Origin of the sequence: Pseudomonas bubulae, from assembly GCF_900618535.1 — a bacterium.
Lineage (GTDB): Bacteria > Pseudomonadota > Gammaproteobacteria > Pseudomonadales > Pseudomonadaceae > Aquipseudomonas > Aquipseudomonas bubulae.
In genome coordinates, this window is sequence record NZ_UYJA01000002.1 from 131,680 (window position 1) to 148,850 (window position 17,171).

The 17,171-nt window shown below is 59.6% G+C and carries 16 protein-coding genes and 1 pseudogene; 3 read left to right on the forward strand and 14 right to left on the reverse strand.

Annotated features, from left to right (window positions below; genetic code table 11):
* Positions 1–45: 45 nt before the first annotated feature.
* Both PPTH39_RS07270 and PPTH39_RS07275 read left to right on the forward strand, forming a co-directional pair.
* On the forward strand, positions 46–330 hold the full coding sequence (locus tag PPTH39_RS07270) for a hypothetical protein (RefSeq protein WP_094999426.1): 285 nt from the start codon (positions 46–48) through the stop codon (positions 328–330).
* Between the two features lie 157 nt (positions 331–487).
* Positions 488–1,249: a YdcF family protein gene (locus PPTH39_RS07275; protein ID WP_130871821.1), complete on the forward strand. Its 762-nt coding sequence runs from the start codon at positions 488–490 to the stop codon at positions 1,247–1,249.
* A gap of 153 nt (positions 1,250–1,402) precedes the next feature.
* Here the strand turns inward: PPTH39_RS07275 and lnt are convergent, their stop codons facing one another.
* The 5 genes from lnt to miaB all read right to left on the reverse strand — a co-directional run bounded on the left by lnt (position 1,403) and on the right by miaB (position 6,822).
* Positions 1,403–2,926 (reverse strand): apolipoprotein N-acyltransferase, encoded by a 1,524-nt coding sequence (lnt, locus tag PPTH39_RS07280; protein ID WP_130871822.1) that lies wholly within the window; start codon positions 2,924–2,926, stop codon positions 1,403–1,405.
* 21 nt (positions 2,927–2,947) lie between these two features.
* Positions 2,948–3,787 (reverse strand): HlyC/CorC family transporter, encoded by an 840-nt coding sequence (locus tag PPTH39_RS07285; protein ID WP_016779277.1) that lies wholly within the window; start codon positions 3,785–3,787, stop codon positions 2,948–2,950.
* A gap of 38 nt (positions 3,788–3,825) precedes the next feature.
* The gene (ybeY, locus tag PPTH39_RS07290; RefSeq protein WP_016779278.1) at positions 3,826–4,287 is read right to left on the reverse strand and encodes an rRNA maturation RNase YbeY; all 462 of its coding nucleotides are present in this window, start codon (positions 4,285–4,287) and stop codon (positions 3,826–3,828) included.
* Entirely contained in the window at positions 4,280–5,299 is a 1,020-nt protein-coding gene (locus PPTH39_RS07295; protein ID WP_094999423.1) for a PhoH family protein, read from the reverse strand. The genes ybeY and PPTH39_RS07295 overlap by 8 nt, the downstream gene beginning before the upstream one ends.
* Before the next feature lie 194 nt (positions 5,300–5,493).
* Complete coding sequence (miaB, locus tag PPTH39_RS07300; RefSeq protein ID WP_094999422.1) at positions 5,494–6,822, reverse strand: tRNA (N6-isopentenyl adenosine(37)-C2)-methylthiotransferase MiaB; 1,329 nt, start codon at positions 6,820–6,822, stop codon at positions 5,494–5,496.
* 132 nt (positions 6,823–6,954) lie between these two features.
* Here miaB and PPTH39_RS07305 point away from each other — a divergent pair, with 132 nt between their 5' ends.
* Complete coding sequence (locus tag PPTH39_RS07305; RefSeq protein ID WP_016779282.1) at positions 6,955–7,281, forward strand: DUF1820 family protein; 327 nt, start codon at positions 6,955–6,957, stop codon at positions 7,279–7,281.
* Between the two features lie 35 nt (positions 7,282–7,316).
* On the opposite strand, the pseudogene PPTH39_RS07310 reads toward PPTH39_RS07305, so the two are convergent.
* The 9 genes and pseudogenes from PPTH39_RS07310 to PPTH39_RS07350 form a co-directional block, all read right to left on the reverse strand.
* Positions 7,317–8,435, reverse strand: a pseudogene (locus PPTH39_RS07310) (succinylglutamate desuccinylase/aspartoacylase family protein).
* 10 nt (positions 8,436–8,445) lie between these two features.
* Positions 8,446–9,156 carry an ABC transporter permease gene (locus PPTH39_RS07315; RefSeq protein ID WP_095024987.1) on the reverse strand — a complete coding sequence of 237 codons (711 nt, stop codon included), beginning with the start codon at positions 9,154–9,156 and terminating at the stop codon, positions 8,446–8,448.
* The gene (locus PPTH39_RS07320; RefSeq protein ID WP_095019043.1) at positions 9,153–9,845 is read right to left on the reverse strand and encodes an ABC transporter permease; all 693 of its coding nucleotides are present in this window, start codon (positions 9,843–9,845) and stop codon (positions 9,153–9,155) included. The genes PPTH39_RS07315 and PPTH39_RS07320 overlap by 4 nt, the downstream gene beginning before the upstream one ends.
* Complete coding sequence (locus PPTH39_RS07325) at positions 9,842–10,639, reverse strand: transporter substrate-binding domain-containing protein (RefSeq protein ID WP_095020948.1); 798 nt, start codon at positions 10,637–10,639, stop codon at positions 9,842–9,844. Before PPTH39_RS07325 ends, PPTH39_RS07320 begins: the two co-directional genes overlap by 4 nt.
* An 86-nt stretch (positions 10,640–10,725) precedes the next feature.
* Positions 10,726–12,780, reverse strand: a complete 2,055-nt coding sequence (locus PPTH39_RS07330; protein ID WP_130871823.1) for an oxidoreductase — start codon at positions 12,778–12,780, stop codon at positions 10,726–10,728.
* Positions 12,781–13,579: 799 nt separating this feature from the next.
* Entirely contained in the window at positions 13,580–14,128 is a 549-nt protein-coding gene (locus tag PPTH39_RS07335; RefSeq protein WP_094999416.1) for a tetratricopeptide repeat protein, read from the reverse strand.
* 223 nt (positions 14,129–14,351) lie between these two features.
* Positions 14,352–15,635, reverse strand: coding sequence for a glutamate-1-semialdehyde 2,1-aminomutase (gene hemL / locus PPTH39_RS07340; RefSeq protein ID WP_095019041.1), 1,284 nt, complete (start codon positions 15,633–15,635; stop codon positions 14,352–14,354).
* Positions 15,636–15,666: 31 nt separating this feature from the next.
* The gene (thiE, locus tag PPTH39_RS07345) at positions 15,667–16,290 is read right to left on the reverse strand and encodes a thiamine phosphate synthase (protein ID WP_094999414.1); all 624 of its coding nucleotides are present in this window, start codon (positions 16,288–16,290) and stop codon (positions 15,667–15,669) included.
* 17 nt (positions 16,291–16,307) lie between these two features.
* On the reverse strand, positions 16,308–17,105 hold the full coding sequence (locus PPTH39_RS07350) for a hydroxymethylpyrimidine/phosphomethylpyrimidine kinase (protein ID WP_094999413.1): 798 nt from the start codon (positions 17,103–17,105) through the stop codon (positions 16,308–16,310).
* Positions 17,106–17,171: the final 66 nt, after the last annotated feature.

Below are 17,171 nucleotides of genomic sequence, written 5' to 3' on the forward strand. Positions count from 1 at the left end.
AGCTCTCCTGTGGGGGAGATTCATTTCCTTAAATGAGGTGGACGGATGGCAGAGTTGCAACGCAGCGTAGCAACATCGCAAGTGTATGAGCGGCTGATTGATCGTTTGAGTGTGGCTCTTGATTCAGCAAAGACGGCTGTCCAATTACGTGATGAACGCCCAGTCGAGTTGGAATTGCGAGGCTTGAGTCATGCCGAGCTGGAGTTGATCAACCTCTATTTGAACCGGATCGGGCGTGAGGCAATTAAACGCTCGCAAGGCAGCGTGAACATGCAGGATGCCCCCAGGGCCAAGGTTATCTGGCTTAAAGACAGGGTGCAGGGAGCTTAGGCCATACGGCGATTCAAGCCCGGCCTTCAACAAAGCCGCATCAAGAAAGTTGTACCTCCGGGTTGATGCATTACACGTTTGTGTTTGGGTTTCTCACCTGCGTTGTTGATGCGCTCAATCAACCCCCTTAGGCTTCGGGCATCTTTGGAGATGCTCGATGCCTATTCGATACTTTTTAAAACAGCTTCTATTACCCCCTGGCATTTTTCTGTTGCTCCTGGCGCTTGCCTGGTGGCTACGGCGTGCGCGCCCGCGAGTGGCGGGTGTGTTGTTTGCCCTGGGGCTGGGCGGCTTCTGGCTGATGAGTTTGCCAATAATGGTGGAGTGGGGCGCCCGTGTGCTGGAGCGCGAACCACCGCTGGCGCAGAGCGAGTGGTCGACGCTGGCCGCGCGTGCCGATGCCATTGTGGTGCTGGGCTCGGGGCGTGAGCGGGGGGATCCGGCCTGGGGCAGCGATCAGCCCACCGGCATCGGTCTGGAGCGCCAGCGCTATGCCGCCCGACTGGCGAAGGCTTCGGGCTTGCCGGTGTTGACCACTGGCGGTTTGCACTACGGCTCGCCGCCCAGTGAGGCGCAGTTGATGGCGGATTCATTGCGTGATGATTTCGGCGTGCAAGTACGGTGGAAAGAAGAGCAAAGCCGCACAACGTGGGAAAACGCCAAAATGACCGCAGACATTCTGCTGCCGCTGGGGGTCAAGCGGGTGGTCGTGGTGACGCACGGCTGGCATATGTCGCGTTCGGTGTGGAGTTTTGAAAAGGCTGGTTTTGACGTGGTGCCTGCGCCGGTCGGATTTTTCAGTGCCGACAATGCGCGACCGCTGGGGGGCTGGATGCCTGAGTACAAAGCGTTCTGGCAGTCCGGGCTATTGATCAATGAAGCGGTAGGGCAGATTGCCTATCCGTTGTTTTATCGCTGACCCATTAAGCAAAAGCCCCTCACCCTGGCCCTCTCCCGGAGGGAGAGGGGATTAAAGGCAAAAGCAGCTCAACGCAACACCACCTGTCAGCACCCTAACCCTCTCCCTCCGGGAGAGGGTTAGGGTGAGGGTAGAAGACGCAGAAGCACAAGGCTAGACCGTCTTGGCAATCCGGCTGGTGACCAGGGCCCAGCCAATCAGCAGGCTGCACAGGATGATCAGTGGCCATGAGCGCCATTGCAGGTAAGGCGTGAGGTTGTGCATGGGCACCACTTCGCCGTACAGGATGCCTTGCTCGAACTGCGGAATTTGCGTGGTGATTTGCCCAAACGGGTTAATCAATGCCGTGACGCCATTGTTGGTCGCCCGAATCATCCAGCGCCCGGCTTCCAGGGCGCGCATCTGCGCCATTTGCAGGTGTTGCAGCGGCCCAATCGAGGTGCCGAACCAGGTGTCGTTGCTGATGGTCAGCAGGATGTCGCTCTGGGCAGCAAGCCCGGCCACGAAGTCCGGATACACCACTTCATAGCAAATCAATGGCGCGATTTGATAACCTTTGGCCTGCAACATGGCCTGGTCCGCCGGGCCACGGGCAAAGTCCGACATTGGCAGATCAAAAAATGCGATCAGGCCGCGCAGTACATCCTGCAGCGGCACATATTCGCCAAATGGCACCAGCTTCTGCTTCAGGTAAACACCATCGCCCTCGCCCACGGCGGTGATGCCGTTGAAGTAGCGCGGTTCATGTCGCACTTCCTGGCGGATCGGCACGCCGGTAATCAGCGCTGAGTTACGATCGGCGGCAAACCGGCCCATCATGCTCAAAAAGCCTTCAGCGTTCTCTTTGAGGACAGGGACAGCGGTTTCCGGCCAAACGATCAGGTCGACACGTTTGGAACTGAAGGTCATGTCACGGTAAAGGGCCAGCTGTGCATTGACCTGGGCCGGGTCCCATTTCATGCTTTGTTCGATATTGCCCTGGATCGCCGCCACGCTCAGCGGGTCACCTGAAGGGCTGGTCCAGGCGTGGTGCTTGAGGGCCTGGCCGACGGCCCAGGGGCCGATCAGCAAGACCACCCCTGCGGCGACAAAAGCCTTGCGTCTGGCCTTGATCAGGCGTGGCAAATTGCACAGCAGGGCAGCGGTCAGGGCCAGAGTGAAAGACACCAGCCACATGCCGCCCAACGGTGCGAGCCCGGCCAAAGGGCCGTCCAGCTGGCTGTAACCGGAGTACAGCCATGGGAAACCGGTGAGGAACCAGCCGCGGAACGCCTCTTGAGCAACCCATAGCGCAGCAAATGCCAGGGTATCGGCCAACGGCGCTTCATTGCGACGGATCCAGCGCGCCCACACCCAGGCGGGCAGGGCAAAGAACCAGGCGATGGCTGCCGTGAACAACAACATCAGGAAACCGGCCAGCAGCACCGAAGCGCCGCCGAAGTGGTGGATGCTGTAGTAGATCCAGCTGGTGCCCGCGCCAAACAGGCCAAAACCGAAACACCAGCCTCGGCCCAGCGCCTGTTTTGGCGACAGGTCGCGCAAACCGAGATAGAACAGGGCCAGGGCAACCAGTGCCAATGGCCAGATATCGAAGGGGGCCAACGCCAGGGTTGTCAGTGCGCCGGCCACCACGGCCAGCAAGTTACCGGGCCAGCCGGGGGAGGTTATCCAGCGCATTTCAATCCTTGGTATTGAGATTTAGCGGGCAATAGGCGTGAGACGAATCAGATGGATCCGGCGGCTGTCAGCATTGAGGATGCGGAAGCGGTAGGGGCCGATTTCAGTGGTTTCGTTGCGTTTGGGCAAGTGCCCGAATGCGCTCATGACCAGGCCGCCCACGGTGTCGAACTCGTCGTCGGAGAATTCGGTGTCGAAGAACTCGTTGAAGTTCTCGATCGGGGTCAGGGCCTTGATCAGGAAGTCACCGCTGGGCAACGGCTTGATATAGCTGTCTTCTTCGACGTCGTGCTCGTCTTCGATGTCGCCAACGATCTGCTCGAGAACGTCTTCAATCGTCACCAGACCCGCCACGCCGCCGTATTCGTCAATCACGATGGCCATGTGGTTGTGGTTGGCGCGGAACTCGCGCAACAACACGTTAAGGCGCTTGGACTCGGGGACAAATGTCGCCGGACGCAGCAAATCCTTGATGTTGTACTTGTCGCCGTTCTCTTGAAGGATCAGCGGCAGCAGGTCTTTGGCCAGGAGGACGCCAAGGACGTCGTCGTGGCTTTCGCCGATCACCGGGTAGCGCGAGTGCGCCGCGTCAATGATCGCCGGGAGAAATTCGCGGGGGGTCTGGGTTGCCTTGATGCTGATCATCTGCGAGCGAGGAACCATGATGTCCCGTACCTGCAGGTCAGCCACTTGAATGGCACCTTCGACGATGGCCAGCGCTTCACTGTCCAACAGTTTGTTCTGGTGTGCTTCGCGCAGCAGCTCAAGCAGCTCCTGGCGGTTTTTCGGCTCATGGGCAAAGGCCTGGGTCAGCTTACCTAACCATGACTTTTGCCCGTTGCTCGATCGGTCTTCGCTCATAGCGATTTACTCGTATCCCTTGGTAGTTTCAGTGGGTGTTATTCGGTTTCGTCGTCTGCATACGGGTCAGGATGACCCAGTTCTGCAAGCAACGTTCGTTCCAGTGCTTCCATTTCTTCGGCTTCTTCGTCTTCTATATGGTCGTAACCCAGAAGATGCAAGCAACCGTGTATCACCAGATGGGCCCAGTGGGCCTCAAGGCTTTTGCCTTGTTCGGCAGCTTCGCGCTCGACCACGGCCACGCAAATCACCAGATCGCCCAATAGCGGGATATCGAGGAACTCATCAGGCACGTCGGCGGGGAAGGACAGCACATTGGTGGCGTAGTCTTTTTGGCGCCAGGTGTGGTTCAGTTCACGACCTTCGGGTTCGTCTACCAGACGAATGGTCATTTCCGAATCGGCGCTGCGCTGGCGCAAAGCCAGTTCACACCATTGGCGGAACTGGGCTTCGCTGGGGGCACTGGCGTCGGTCGCCAGTTGCAGGTCAAGCTCAAGCATCGTGGCGGTAATCCTTTGCAGCGGGCAGCGCGGCCAGCTTGTCGGCGGCTTCCTGTTCGTAGCGACCGTAGGCCTCGACGATGCGCTGCACCAGCGGGTGGCGCACGACGTCCTTGGACTGGAAGTGGGTAAAGCTGATGCCCGGCACGTCCTTGAGCACTTCAATGACATGGTTCAGCCCCGATTTCGTGCCTTTGGGCAGGTCGATCTGGGTGATGTCACCGGTGATCACGGCGGTCGAGCCGAAGCCGATGCGGGTCAGGAACATTTTCATCTGCTCGACCGTGGTGTTCTGGCTTTCGTCGAGAATGATGAAACTGTTGTTCAGCGTGCGGCCGCGCATGTAGGCCAGTGGCGCGACTTCGATCACCTGGCGCTCGATCAGCTTGGCCACGTATTCAAAACCAAGCATTTCGTACAGTGCGTCGTAGAGCGGGCGCAGGTACGGGTCTATTTTTTGCGACAGGTCACCCGGCAGGAAACCGAGCTTCTCACCGGCCTCAACCGCCGGGCGCACCAGCAGGATGCGGCGGATCTGCTCGCGTTCCAGGGCATCAACTGCGCAGGCCACAGCCAGATAGGTTTTACCCGTACCCGCCGGGCCAATGCCGAAGTTGATGTCGTTGCCCAGGATCTCTTTGACGTAACGCTGCTGGTTGATCCCGCGAGGGCGGATCATGCCCTTTTTGGTGCGCAGCGAAACACTGGCTTCAGCCACCGGGTTGCTGGCGAGGTCTTGTACCGCAGACTCTTGCAGGAACAGGTGAACCATGTCCGGCGAAAGCTCGGTGGCCTTGGTTTCGCGGTACAGGCGGCGCAGCAGGTTTTCTGCCGAAGAAGTGATTTTCGGGTCGCCGATCAGCTCGAACTGGTTACCGCGATTGCGGATTTCGATCGTCAGGCGTTGCTCGATCAAGCGCAGATGCTCGTCGAATTGCCCGCACAGATTGGCGAAACGGCGGGCCTCAAAGGGCTCGAGAAGGAAGCGATGTGGTTCGATGGGTGCGTTCAAGGTCGTATTTAGCCGCCCTTAGGCAATTGATATGAAATTAAGGATAACGCTAGCAGGTCAAGCGTGAAAGGACTTCACCAAATGTTTGATGTGGGAGCGGGTTTGCTCGCGATTGCACCACCGCACTCATCCAGTCGGACCGTGTTGCGTGCATCGCGAGCAAGCCCGCTCCCACAAGGGACGATGGCGTGTGGTCAGTTCAGCAGCGAGCCCCGCAACGAGTGCGGCTGGGCCGCATCAATATGCACATCGGCGAATTGCCCGATCAACTGCGGGTTGTCGCAGCGGAAGTTGACGATGCGGTTGTTCTCGGTCCGGCCCTGCAACTCGCCCGGGTCTTTTTTCGAGTAGTCGGTTACCAGGATCCGCTGGGTCGACCCTACCATCTGGCGGCTGATCTCGAAGCCCTGTTGGTTGAGACGATGTTGCAGCGCGTTCAGACGCTCTTTCTTGCGCTCTTCCGGGGTGTCGTCCGTCAGGTCTGCTGCCGGGGTGCCCGGGCGCTGGCTGTAGACAAAAGAGTAGGAAAAGTCGAAACCCACGTCTTCGATCAGCTTCATGGTCTGTTCAAAGTCTTTTTCGGTTTCGCCCGGGAAGCCGACAATAAAGTCGGAGCTGATGCAGATCCCCGGTACGGCAGCGCGCAGTTTGCGCAGCTTGGACTTGTACTCCAGCGCCGTGTGATTGCGTTTCATCGCCGACAGAATGCGGTCGGAGCCCGATTGCACCGGAAGATGCAGGTGTTTGACCAGTTCCGGGACTTCGGCGTGGGCCTGGATCAGGCTGTCGGAAAACTCCAGCGGGTGGGAGGTGGTGTAGCGGATACGCTCGATACCGTCGATCGCCGCAACCACACGGATCAGCTCGGCAAGGTCGGCGAGGCGGCCACCTTCGGTCAGGCCGCGATAGCCGTTGACGTTCTGGCCAAGCAGGGTCACTTCACGCACGCCGTTTTCAGCCAGGTGGATCACCTCGGCCAATACATCATCGAAGGGCCGGCTGACTTCTTCGCCGCGGGTGTAAGGCACCACGCAGAACGTGCAGTACTTGCTGCAACCTTCCATGACCGACACGTAGGCGCTTGGGCCGTCGATGCGAGGCTCTGGCAGGTGATCGAATTTCTCGATTTCAGGGAATGACACATCAACCTGCGGCAGTTTGGTGATGCGCGCGGCGTCAATCATTTCCGGCAGGCGGTGCAGGGTTTGCGGGCCGAATACCACGTCCACATACGGGGCGCGATCGCGGATCGCCGCGCCTTCCTGGCTGGCCACGCAACCGCCCACGGCGATAACCATGTCGGGGTTGGCCAGTTTCAGTTCGCGCCAGCGACCCAGTTGGGAGTACACGCGGTCCTGGGCACGTTCACGGATTGAACAGGTATTCAGCAGGATGACATCAGCGTCTTCGGCGCGCGCTGTGACTTCCAGGGCCTGATGTTCACCCAGCAGGTCGACCATGCGCGAGCTGTCGTACTCATTCATCTGGCAACCGTGGGTTTCGATGTAAAGCTTCTTGGCCATGGGTGTTCATCAAGTGGTTCAAAGAACCGCACATTATAGGGGTCATAGCCGTTGCTTCCTAGCGTTGTGCGTCTGATGGCTATGCTATAGTTCGCGCCCTCTTTTTTACCTTCAGATGCTTACCCGCCCACCATGACCAAACGTGAAGCTCCAATCTACAAGGTGATTTTCCTCAACCAGGGCCAGGTGTTCGAAATGTACGCCAAGCAGATCTATCAAAGTGATCTGTGGGGGTTTCTGGAAGTAGAGGAATTCGTCTTCGGTGAGCGCACACAAATGGTTGTCGACCCCAGCGAAGAAAAGCTCAAGGCTCAGTTTGAAGGTGTGGTGCGCAGCTTTGTGCCGATGCACTCGATTGTCCGTATCGATGAGGTTGAGCGGCTGGGCACGCCTAAAATCAGTGAAGCCCGTGGTGTCAGCAATGTGATGCCGTTTCCGTTTCCGATGCCGGACAAGTAAGGGCTTTTCTTTCCCTTCCCGCGCTCGCAATTCCTTCATGGCGACAGCAAGTCCCCTTGTCGATACGCCTGCGCCCCGGCGACATGGGCAATGGTCATTCCCGCAGTCGCCATGCGCCGCAATGAGCGGACATAGAGCAAGCCTTCGCGTTGACAGACCACTGGAGTAATACGGTCCGTGATGGGGTCAATGATGTCTGCCACCACAGCCCCCGCCTGCAGGTAGTCACCCACTTGCGCATAAAACACCAGCAAACCCCCCGTGGGGCTGTTCAACGGCTCGACGCCCGCTAGCGGGGTCGGCGGGTTGAGCAATGCCGGAAGTGCTTTTGGCTGCCCTTCGACTGCACCCGCATGGATCAAGTAGTCGATCAGCGCCTGGCTATCGTCACGCGCCAGTTCGTGGGTCACATCCGCCACCCCTCGCAGCTCAACGGTCACGGCAAAGCTGCAGCACGCCAGGGGGAAGCGTGGCGCAAAGCGCGCTTGCATCTGCGCCTAGAACAGGGTGAACCATTCATCGAAGGACTGCCCGCCCGACTCGGTGGCCATAAAGCAGGCTCGGGCCCCCAGGTAACGGGCCAGGGGCTCTACCTGCGGCCAGAAGGCCGGGGCCAGGTACAGGTGCTGCACGGCTTCGAAGTCGCAGTGCAGGTCCAGGACCATATCGGCATCGCACGCCAGGGTCTGCAGGGTCTGACGCAGGGCCTGCACGTGGGTCAGCGGCTGCGTGGCGACCAGGACACGGCGCAAGGCCGAGCGGATCAGTTGCGTATTGTGCTCTGGATCCTGGGTCAACTGGCCCTCGACACTATCGCCCACCTCCTGACTGACATCCACAAAGAAGCGGTTGAAATTCTGTCGGCTTTCGTTATCAAAACGCCCCTGGGGCACGTCCATCAGCACCTGCTCCAGCCCCGCGGGGTTGGCCACGGGCACCAGCACTATGTGCTTGCGCAACAGGCCGGCCTGCTCGAGCTCCAGCATGCGCTGCTTGAGATGCCAGATCACCAGCATGCCCGGCAGCTCGTCCGCGTGCAGCGACGCCTGGATATAGATTTTCCCGTGCTCTGGCGCTGGTCCGTAATGAAAACTATGGATTTGCCGACAGGTGCCCGGTACGGCGGCCAGCACATCATGACGTTGGTGGTGCATGGGGGTTCTCCTATCGGCGCGGGCCGAGAAATGCCAGCCAGCGCCGCTCGGCCAGGCGAAACAGGCCCACCAGGGCAAAGGTGGCGATAAGGTACAGCCCGGCAGCGATGACAAACGAAGGGAAGGTCTGAAGGGTGGCCGCGTTGGCATCCCGGGCGACTTTGAGAATGTCAGGGACCGTGGCGGTGAAGGCCAGGGTGGTGGAGTGCAGCAACAGGATCACTTCGTTGCTGTAAACCGGCAAGGCGCGGCGCAGTGCCTGGGGCATGACGACGCGGCAGTAGAGCTTCCAGCCATTGAAGCCATACGCCCGGGCAGCTTGTACCTCCCCCCGGGCGATTGAACGGATCGCACCGGCGAAGATTTCCGTGGTGTAGGCGCACGTATTGAGGGTGAAGGCCAGCAGGGTGCAGTTGATGGCATCGCGAAAAAATGCGCCCAGCAACGGCTGCGACTGAACGGCGGCAAGGCTGTAGATGCCCGAGTAGCAGATCAACAGCTGGATATACAGCGGCGTGCCGCGAAACAGGTAAGTAAAGCCATGCACCGGCCAGCGCACCCAGCGGTTTTCAGAAACCCGGGCAATGGCCAGCGGGATCGAGAGTACAAAACCCATGCCGATGGAAGCAGTGGTCAGCCACAAGGTCATGGCCAGACCGCTGATCTGCTGGCCATCGCTATACAAAAAAGGCTGCCAATACGACAGCAATACTTCGATCATCGCGCACCCCGCTCGAACCCCACGGCGAAGCGCCGCTCAAGCCTGTGCAATACGCTGTTGGAGGCAACGGCTATCAGCAGGTAGATCACTGCCGCCAGCACCAGGAAGTTAAACAGTTGAAAACTGCTTTTTCCCGCGTCGCTGGCTGCCTTTACCAGCTCGGCCAGGCCGATGATCGACACCAGCGAGGTTGCCTTGAGCAGCACCAGCCAGTTGTTGCCCAACCCCGGCAGCGCAAAGCGCATCATCTGCGGGAACAGCACACGACAAAAACACTGCATCGGGCTCAGGCCGTAGGCCCTGGCAGCCTCAATCTGCCCAAAGGGCACTGCGAGAATGGCGCCGCGCAAGGTTTCAGTGAAGTAAGCACCGTAGATAAAGCCCAGGGTCATCACCCCGGCAGTGAAGGCATCTATCTCTATATAGGCCCAGCCCAGCCTGTCCGTGAGTTGGCCGAGCCAGGTTTGCAGGCCGTAGAAGATCAGCAGCATCAGCACAAGGTCGGGCACGCCGCGGATCAGGGTGGTGTAAAGCCGGGCCATCCATCGCGCCGCACGGCTTGTGGATAACTTGGCTCCTGCGCCCAGCAGCCCCAGAAACAGGCTCAGCAGCAGTGATATCAGCGCCAGCTTGATCGTCATCCAGGTGCCCAGTGCCAGCAATGGCGCGTAAACCTGAAGGCCGCTCATTTATTGCTGTACAGAACAAGATCCCCGAAATACTGCTTTTGCAGCCGTGCGTAGGTGCCATCGGCATGCAGTTGGGCGAGGCCTTTATCGAGCATAGCCTTGAGTGCTTGATTGCCCTTGAGGATGCCAATGGCGCTGGTGCCCGGCATCAGGTCGCTTTCAATCGCCTTGCCGGCCTCAAAGGCAGCACCCTGGGGAGAGCGCAAAAAGCCCAGCTCGGCTTGAACCAGATCCTGGAGGGCCGCGTCCAGTCGCCCGACTTGCAGATCAGCGTAGGCCCGATCCTGATCCGGGTATGCCACGAGTTTCGCCCCGGCCTTGGCCAGCACCGCCTTGGCATAGACCTCCTGGGTGCTGCCCTGCAGGTAGCCGATGGCTTTGCCTTTTACCGCCTGCAGGCTGGCATCCAGGCCAGCGCCTTTTTTGAACACCAGCGCATTGGGCGTGGTCATCACCTCGGACGAGAAATCAATGACCCTTTGCCGCGCCGCCGTCACGGCCATAGTGGCCAGAATGCCGTCGATCTTGCGAGCATTGAGGCTGGGGATCATGCCGTCAAAATCGATTTCGACCCACTTGCAGCTTGCCTGCACGCGCTCGCACAGGGCGTTGCCCAGGTCAATTTCAAAGCCCACCAGTGAGCCGTCGGCACTTTTCGAGGCAAAGGGCGGGTAGGTCGGGTCGGTGCCAAAACGTATGACTTGGTAATCCTTGGCCAGCGCCGGGGCAATGACTACGACACAAGCCAGCACGGCCACCACCAGCAGTGCCAGCATCCACAGTATCTTTTTCATGGGTTGATTCCTTATTGTTGTTGTAATAACCGCCCGTCGGGTCGCTATTGCCCGTCGGGCGACAGGTTGACCACTCAAGAAAGAATTCAAGGCGCCGGCCAGTCTTCCAGCGCCACCAACTCCCGGCGCATGCGAAGCAACCCGGGGGGGGCGTCGAACTCCCGGGCAAAGCGATGCCCGGAGTACACCGCGGCAGCAATTGTGCCCGGAGCCAGGCAATCACCGATCTGGATCACCTGCTGCACACCCCGGGGCTCCGCCTGCAGGGCGTCGAACAGACCCTGCTCAGGCTCGCGGGAGGTCACCAGCAGCACCCCTGCGGCAGGAATGGAACGCGGGCGCCCGGTGTAGGTGCACGCTGCCTGTACACCGTACGGCGTGAGGCTGCACAGCGTATGGGAGGTGATGATGGTGACATCCAGTTCCAGCAAGCGGCGCTGGATCCGGTGCTGTTCAAGGGTATTGTGGGTCCAGGGGGCAACATCTGCGGCCGGGGTGACATACAGCACCTCGACTCCCCGGGCAATCAGGCTCTCGGCCAGTACGCTGCCCATGTAGTAGTGGTCATCGTCGAACACCACCACGGGCGAAGGCAGCACAGCGCCTGCCATCACATCATCCGGCGTGAATACGGGCAGGTTTTCCAGCCCAGGGAGAGGCTGGCGCAACACACGGCCCAGGCCATCGTTGCGCCAACGCGAACCGGTGGCGACAAACACGTGGCTGGCTTCAATGTCGAGAACGTCCTGCACTTCAAGGCGGCTTTCACGGTAGATCTCGACATTGCCCAGACGGCTCAAGGCATCCACCCTGTAATCGACCACCCGCGACCAGCTCGCCAGCCCCGGTAGCCGGGACTCGCTGGCCACGCGTCCGCCCAGGGTGCGAGTGGCTTCAGCCAGCATCACTTCCAGGCCGCGAGCGCCGAGTACCCGGGCACACTCAAGACCGGCAGGGCCTGCGCCGATTACCAGCGCTCGCCCCTCGGCACGCCGGACCGGAACCTGCTCCGGATGCCAGCCGCGTCGCCATTCCTCGCCCATAGTCGGATTTTGTGTGCAGCGCATTGGCGTGCTGGTGTGATCGCCGCTGACGCAAACATTGCAGCCGATGCACTCGCGAATTTCGTCGGTGCGCCCCTGGTCGATTTTGTTGGGCAGGAAAGGATCGGCTATAGAAGGGCGGGCCGCGCCGATCAGGTCCAACACCCCGCGGCGCACCAGCGAGGCCATGGTATCGGGCGAGGTGAAACGTCCTACACCCACCACCGGCTTGCTGGTCAAGGCCTTGAGCCCGGTGAGGAATGCCTCCTGATAACCCTCTGGGGCAAACCGCGAGGTCACGCTGTCATTGGCCCAGTCGGCAACGTTGATATCCCAAAGGTCCGGCAGCTCGGCCAGCATGGAAAACACTTCGACGCCTTCGCTGTCCCGGGTCAGGCCGGCGCAGCCCTGCTGCTCGTCAACGGCCAGGCGCACGGCAACGGCGCAGCGGTCACCGACGGCATCCCGGGTGTCTTCTATCAACTCGCGCAGCAGGCGCACACGATTGAACAGCGCTCCGCCATATTCATCCGTGCGGCGATTGTTGCGTTGCGTCAGAAAGTGGAACGGCAAGCCCAGATCATGGCCAGCGTATACATAAATGATGTCAAACCCTGCATCACGGGCACGCAAGGCCGCAGCCCTGTGCAGCTCGCGCAGTTGCTTGATGTCGGCGCGGCTCATGGCGCGGGCCTGCACCGGGTCGTAGCCGCGCACGGGGGTATTGGAGGGGGCCCAGGGGATTTCGCGGCTGGTGCGATTGGGCGCGGAATAGCCATTGAAGGCCAGTTCCACACCCGCCAGGCTACCGTGCCGGTGAACCGCGTCACACATGCGAGCCAGCGCCGGTATGTCGCGCTTGTCCCACAGGCGTGCTTCGATATAAGGCGAGAATTCGCTCAAGGGGCTGATTTCGCACTCTTCCGTGCAGACAACACCCCACCCGCCCTCGGCCTTTATTGCGCGCATACGTGCCATAGCCGAAGGATGTACATGCCCCATGCCATTACAGTGCGGTACCTGGTAAAAACGATTGCGCGTACGCACGGGCCCTATCTGGACCGGCTCAAACAAAATGTCATATCTCGGATCACGCACAGGTATTCCCCCGTGCCCAAATAGATCGACGCATTTGATACAAAAACAAAGAACAGCGCGTCAATCAAATGAACACACTATTGCCACGTTTAAAGAGTGAACTGCGTGATGACACGCCAATAGCTACTGCGCAGCGCAAGACCGTGGGCAGCGAGAGGAAATCATGAGTTGTTTCTTGTAACGGGTCAAACCCGTTAAATCGAGGGTCGCGGCCTATCATCATATTCTGTTCAAGGCTCTAAAACAGGGCTTTGAACAATGATGGGCATAATAATCATGGGTGAAAACAACGTAATCAAGTTAACTTAAGCTTAAGTAAGGTTAATCTTTATTTGGCGTAAGAATAATTACCTAGATATATATTTAACAGCTTCAAGCTGCAGCGCTCAGCCCATGAATCACCCCGTGTGCATAATGCATAAGACGAGGTTGGTCTTCACGTAGCGTTTGAGGTTGTGCAGGCGCAGCATTAAGTTGAGTTGGGTAAAAAATGTTTTCGGTGGAGGGTTAAGTGATGCGCTATGAAAAATTCATGCGTCGCTCTATTAGTGCCACTCACCATCAGTCGAGTCATGCCCTATTACGGAATAACATTCTTGCGGACTTTGGTGGCTCACAAGCACGCGAGTGACCTGGCGTTGATTTCGTATGTGCTGGCGATTTTTTCTGTAGTGGCCGTGATGCTTTCAATGTCATTGGGGCGACGGGTAATTTAATCGCTGAACATCCGGATGACATCCAGGAAAAGCCGTATCCGGCACAGGCACGTTGTCGCCAGCAAACCAGTAAGGGTTTGAAATCAGGGCAATGGTGAAAACGGCGAGCGGGCGTCGGTAGATTGCAGCTCCTGCAAATACTTGCGGAAGATCTGTCCGAGTATCTGGGTAGCCGTTTCGAGCTGGTCGCGCGGCATTTGCTCGGCCACCATGTCGGCGGTGTCCAGGGCGTCTTCGGCGCCGTTGACCGCAGCCATTTTCAGCACGATATAGGCCTGAATGTTGTTGGCCGGCACGCCTTCGCCTTTGAAAAACATGGTGCCGAGCTGGAACTGGGCCATGGCGTGGCCTTGCAGCGAGGCTTTTTCGAAGTAGCTCAGCGCCTTGTTGAAGTCTTGCGGGGTGTTTTTACCGTCGTAATAGAACTCGCCCAACTCGTATTCGGCTTCTGCATCCCCGGCTTTGGCCGCCTCTTCACAGGCTGCAAGCGCCTCGGCGAGGTCCTCAGGCTGAGTATTGAGGGTGCAGCGACCCATCGCTGGGATCAACAACGAGTTACCGCCTGCCTGGGCAAGCAACGGCTGTAGGAGCAACAGGCAGCCCAGTGCAAGGGCGCGGCCGGTGCGGTTCATGGGAATCGACGTACCTCTGGATGACGGGTTAACCCGATCATGGGATGTATAGGCGCGCATTATGAAATAAGCAGAGGCAACCTTACAAAGTCTTTACTCGTTTTTCTGCTGCCTGAGCGCGATATCCATTGATTTAAGACGATTATGGACGGGTGGGCTAAAAGATCTGCTCATTACTGGCATAAAAGAACGGCAAGGGCGCTCGCCCTTGCCGTTTCTTGGATTATTTCAGTGCAGCAAATGCGCGTTCTGCGGCGTCCAGGGTCAGTTGCAACTCGGCTTCGCCGTGGGCGATCGAGGTGAAACCGGCTTCGAAGGCGCTGGGTGCCAGGTATACGCCTCCTTCGAGCATCAAATGGAAGAAGCGCTTGAACAGGTCGGCATCGCTGGCCATGACGTCGTCAAAGGTGACAATGTCATCGGCGCCGCTGAAGTACAGGCCAAACATACCGCCGGCCTGTGTGGTCACGAAGGGGATGCCGGCCGCGTCGGCGCGCTGTTGCAGGCCATCGAGCAGGCGGGTGGTGTAATCGCTCAGCTCGGCGTGGAAGCCCGGGCGGCTGATCAGGCGCAAAGTGGTCAGGCCGGCGGCCATGGCCAGCGGGTTGCCGGACAGGGTGCCCGCCTGGTAAACCGGGCCCAGCGGCGCGATGTGCTGCATGATCTCGCGTTTGCCGCCAAAGCAGCCGACGGGCATGCCGCCACCGATGATCTTGCCGAAGGTACTCAGGTCCGGCGTCACGCCGTAGTGGGCTTGGGCACCGCCGAGGGCGACGCGGAAGCCGGTCATCACTTCGTCAAAGATCAGAACCACGCCGTGCTGGTCGCACAGGCTGCGCAGACCTTCAAGGAAGCCTGGCGCAGGCGGCACGCAGTTCATGTTGCCGGCAACCGGTTCGACGATGATGCAGGCCACGGTGTCGCCGACTTCGCTCAGCAGCTGTGCAACCGCGTCGATATTGTTGAACTCGGTGGTCAGGGTGTGCTTGGCGAAATCTGCCGGCACGCCAGCCGAGCTTGGCACGCCCTGGGTCAGCAGGCCGGAACCGGCTTTTACCAGCAGGCTGTCGGAGTGACCGTGGTAGCAGCCTTCAAACTTGAGGATATTGTCGCGACCAGTGAAGCCACGGGCCAGACGGATCGCGCTCATGGTCGCTTCAGTGCCGGAGCTGACCATGCGCACCATTTCCATTGACGGTACGATGGAGCACACCAGATCGGCCATTTCGGTTTCCATGGCGGTCGGGGCGCCGTACGACAGGCCGTGCTCCAGTTGCGCACGTACTGCGTCCAGCACGTCAGGGTGGCTGTGCCCAAGAATCATCGGGCCCCATGAGCCGACGTAATCGACATAACGCTTGTCGTCCTCGTCAGTCACGTAGGCGCCTTCGGCGTGTTTGAAGAACAACGGCGTGCCGCCCACGCTTTTGAAGGCACGCACTGGCGAGTTCACGCCACCGGGAATGTGTTTCTGGGCGTTGGCAAACAGGGTTTCGGAACGAGACATGGTGGGCTCTCTCAGAATCAGGATTCGGTATTTAAATAGACAACAAGGTGTTGAAGGCCTTGGCGCGCAGGGTGACTTCCCGGGCACTTTCGGCGCCAAACAGGCCATGCACCACGGCCAGCAGGTCGGCACCGTGGGCCACCAGCGGCGCGGCATTGTCCAGGGTAATTCCGCCTATCACGCAGATCGGCAGGCTGAGGCGGGCGCGGGCCTGGTCCAGGGTCTCAAGGGTAGCGGTTGGCGCCCCGGGTTTGGTGCTGGAATTGAAAAAGCGGCCAAAGGCGACATAACTCGCACCTTCTTTGGCGGCTTGCTCGGCCAGTTCGACCTGGCTGTGGCAGGTCGAACCGATAATTGCCTGTGGCCCCAGCAGGGCGCGGGCAGGGGTCAGCGGGCCGTCGGTCTGCCCCAGGTGCACGCCGACACCCAGGCGGGCGGCCAGCTCGCCATCATCGTTGATGATCAGGTGTGCCTTGTAGCGTTCGCACAACCCGCGCAAGGCTTCGGCCTCGCGCAGTCGGCGGGCGTCGTCAGTGCTTTTGTCGCGATATTGCAACAGGGTCAGGCCGCCATCGAGGGCCGCCTCCACATAGGGCAGCAGTTTGCCAGCCAGCAACTGGCTATCAGTGATCGCATACAGGCCGCGAAGCGTCATGGGGTGAGCCTCATTGGTTACGAGCAAAAATCCAGCGGCAAGCGGCGCGGTACAAATTGCCCTTGCCCCAGTTGCTCTGCATCACGCAGGGTGCGCCATGTGTAATTGAGCGCGGTTTGCACGGCGCTGACCAGTTCTTCACCGATGGCCAGGCGCCCGGCCAACGTGCTGGCCAGGGTGCAACCCGAGCCGTGATAACTGCCCGGCAAGCGATGGCAGGTAAAGGTGTGGCGGCTGCCGTCGCGGCTGTACAGGCGGTTATGCACTTCGTGCTCATCACCGTGACCGCCGGTGATCAGCAGGTGCCGACAAAATGGCAGGAGTTTTTCAGCGCACTCATCGGCGCTGCCATCGGGCAGTTCGGCCAGGATGCGGGCTTCGGGAAGGTTGGGGGTGGCAATGGTGGCCAGGGGGAGCAGGCGTTCGCGCATGGCGTAACCCACTTCGTCCTTGCCCAGTCGTCCGCCACCGCCTGCACGCAGCACCGGGTCACAGACCATCGGCAGATGCGGATTGGCCTGAAGCAGTTCGACTACGGTATCGACCATCTCCAGTGAACCGAGCATGCCCAGCTTGACCGCCGCAACGGTGGAGTCGCCGAGCACGGCATCGGCTTGCGCCAGTACCCACTCGCGATCCAGCACGCGGAAGTCGCGGACATTGACAGTGTTCTGCACAGTCAGGGCGGTCACTACCGGGGCGGCGTGACAGCCTTGAGCCAGCAGGGCTTCGATATCTGCCTGCAAGCCGGCACCACCACTGGGGTCATGGCCGGAGAGACAGAGGACAACGGGGCGAGAACTGTAGATATTCATGGTGCGCGAGCTTACCACCAAACAGTTTTTACGGGCGCTTGCTCGGTGTCAGGTTAGCGGAAGTTT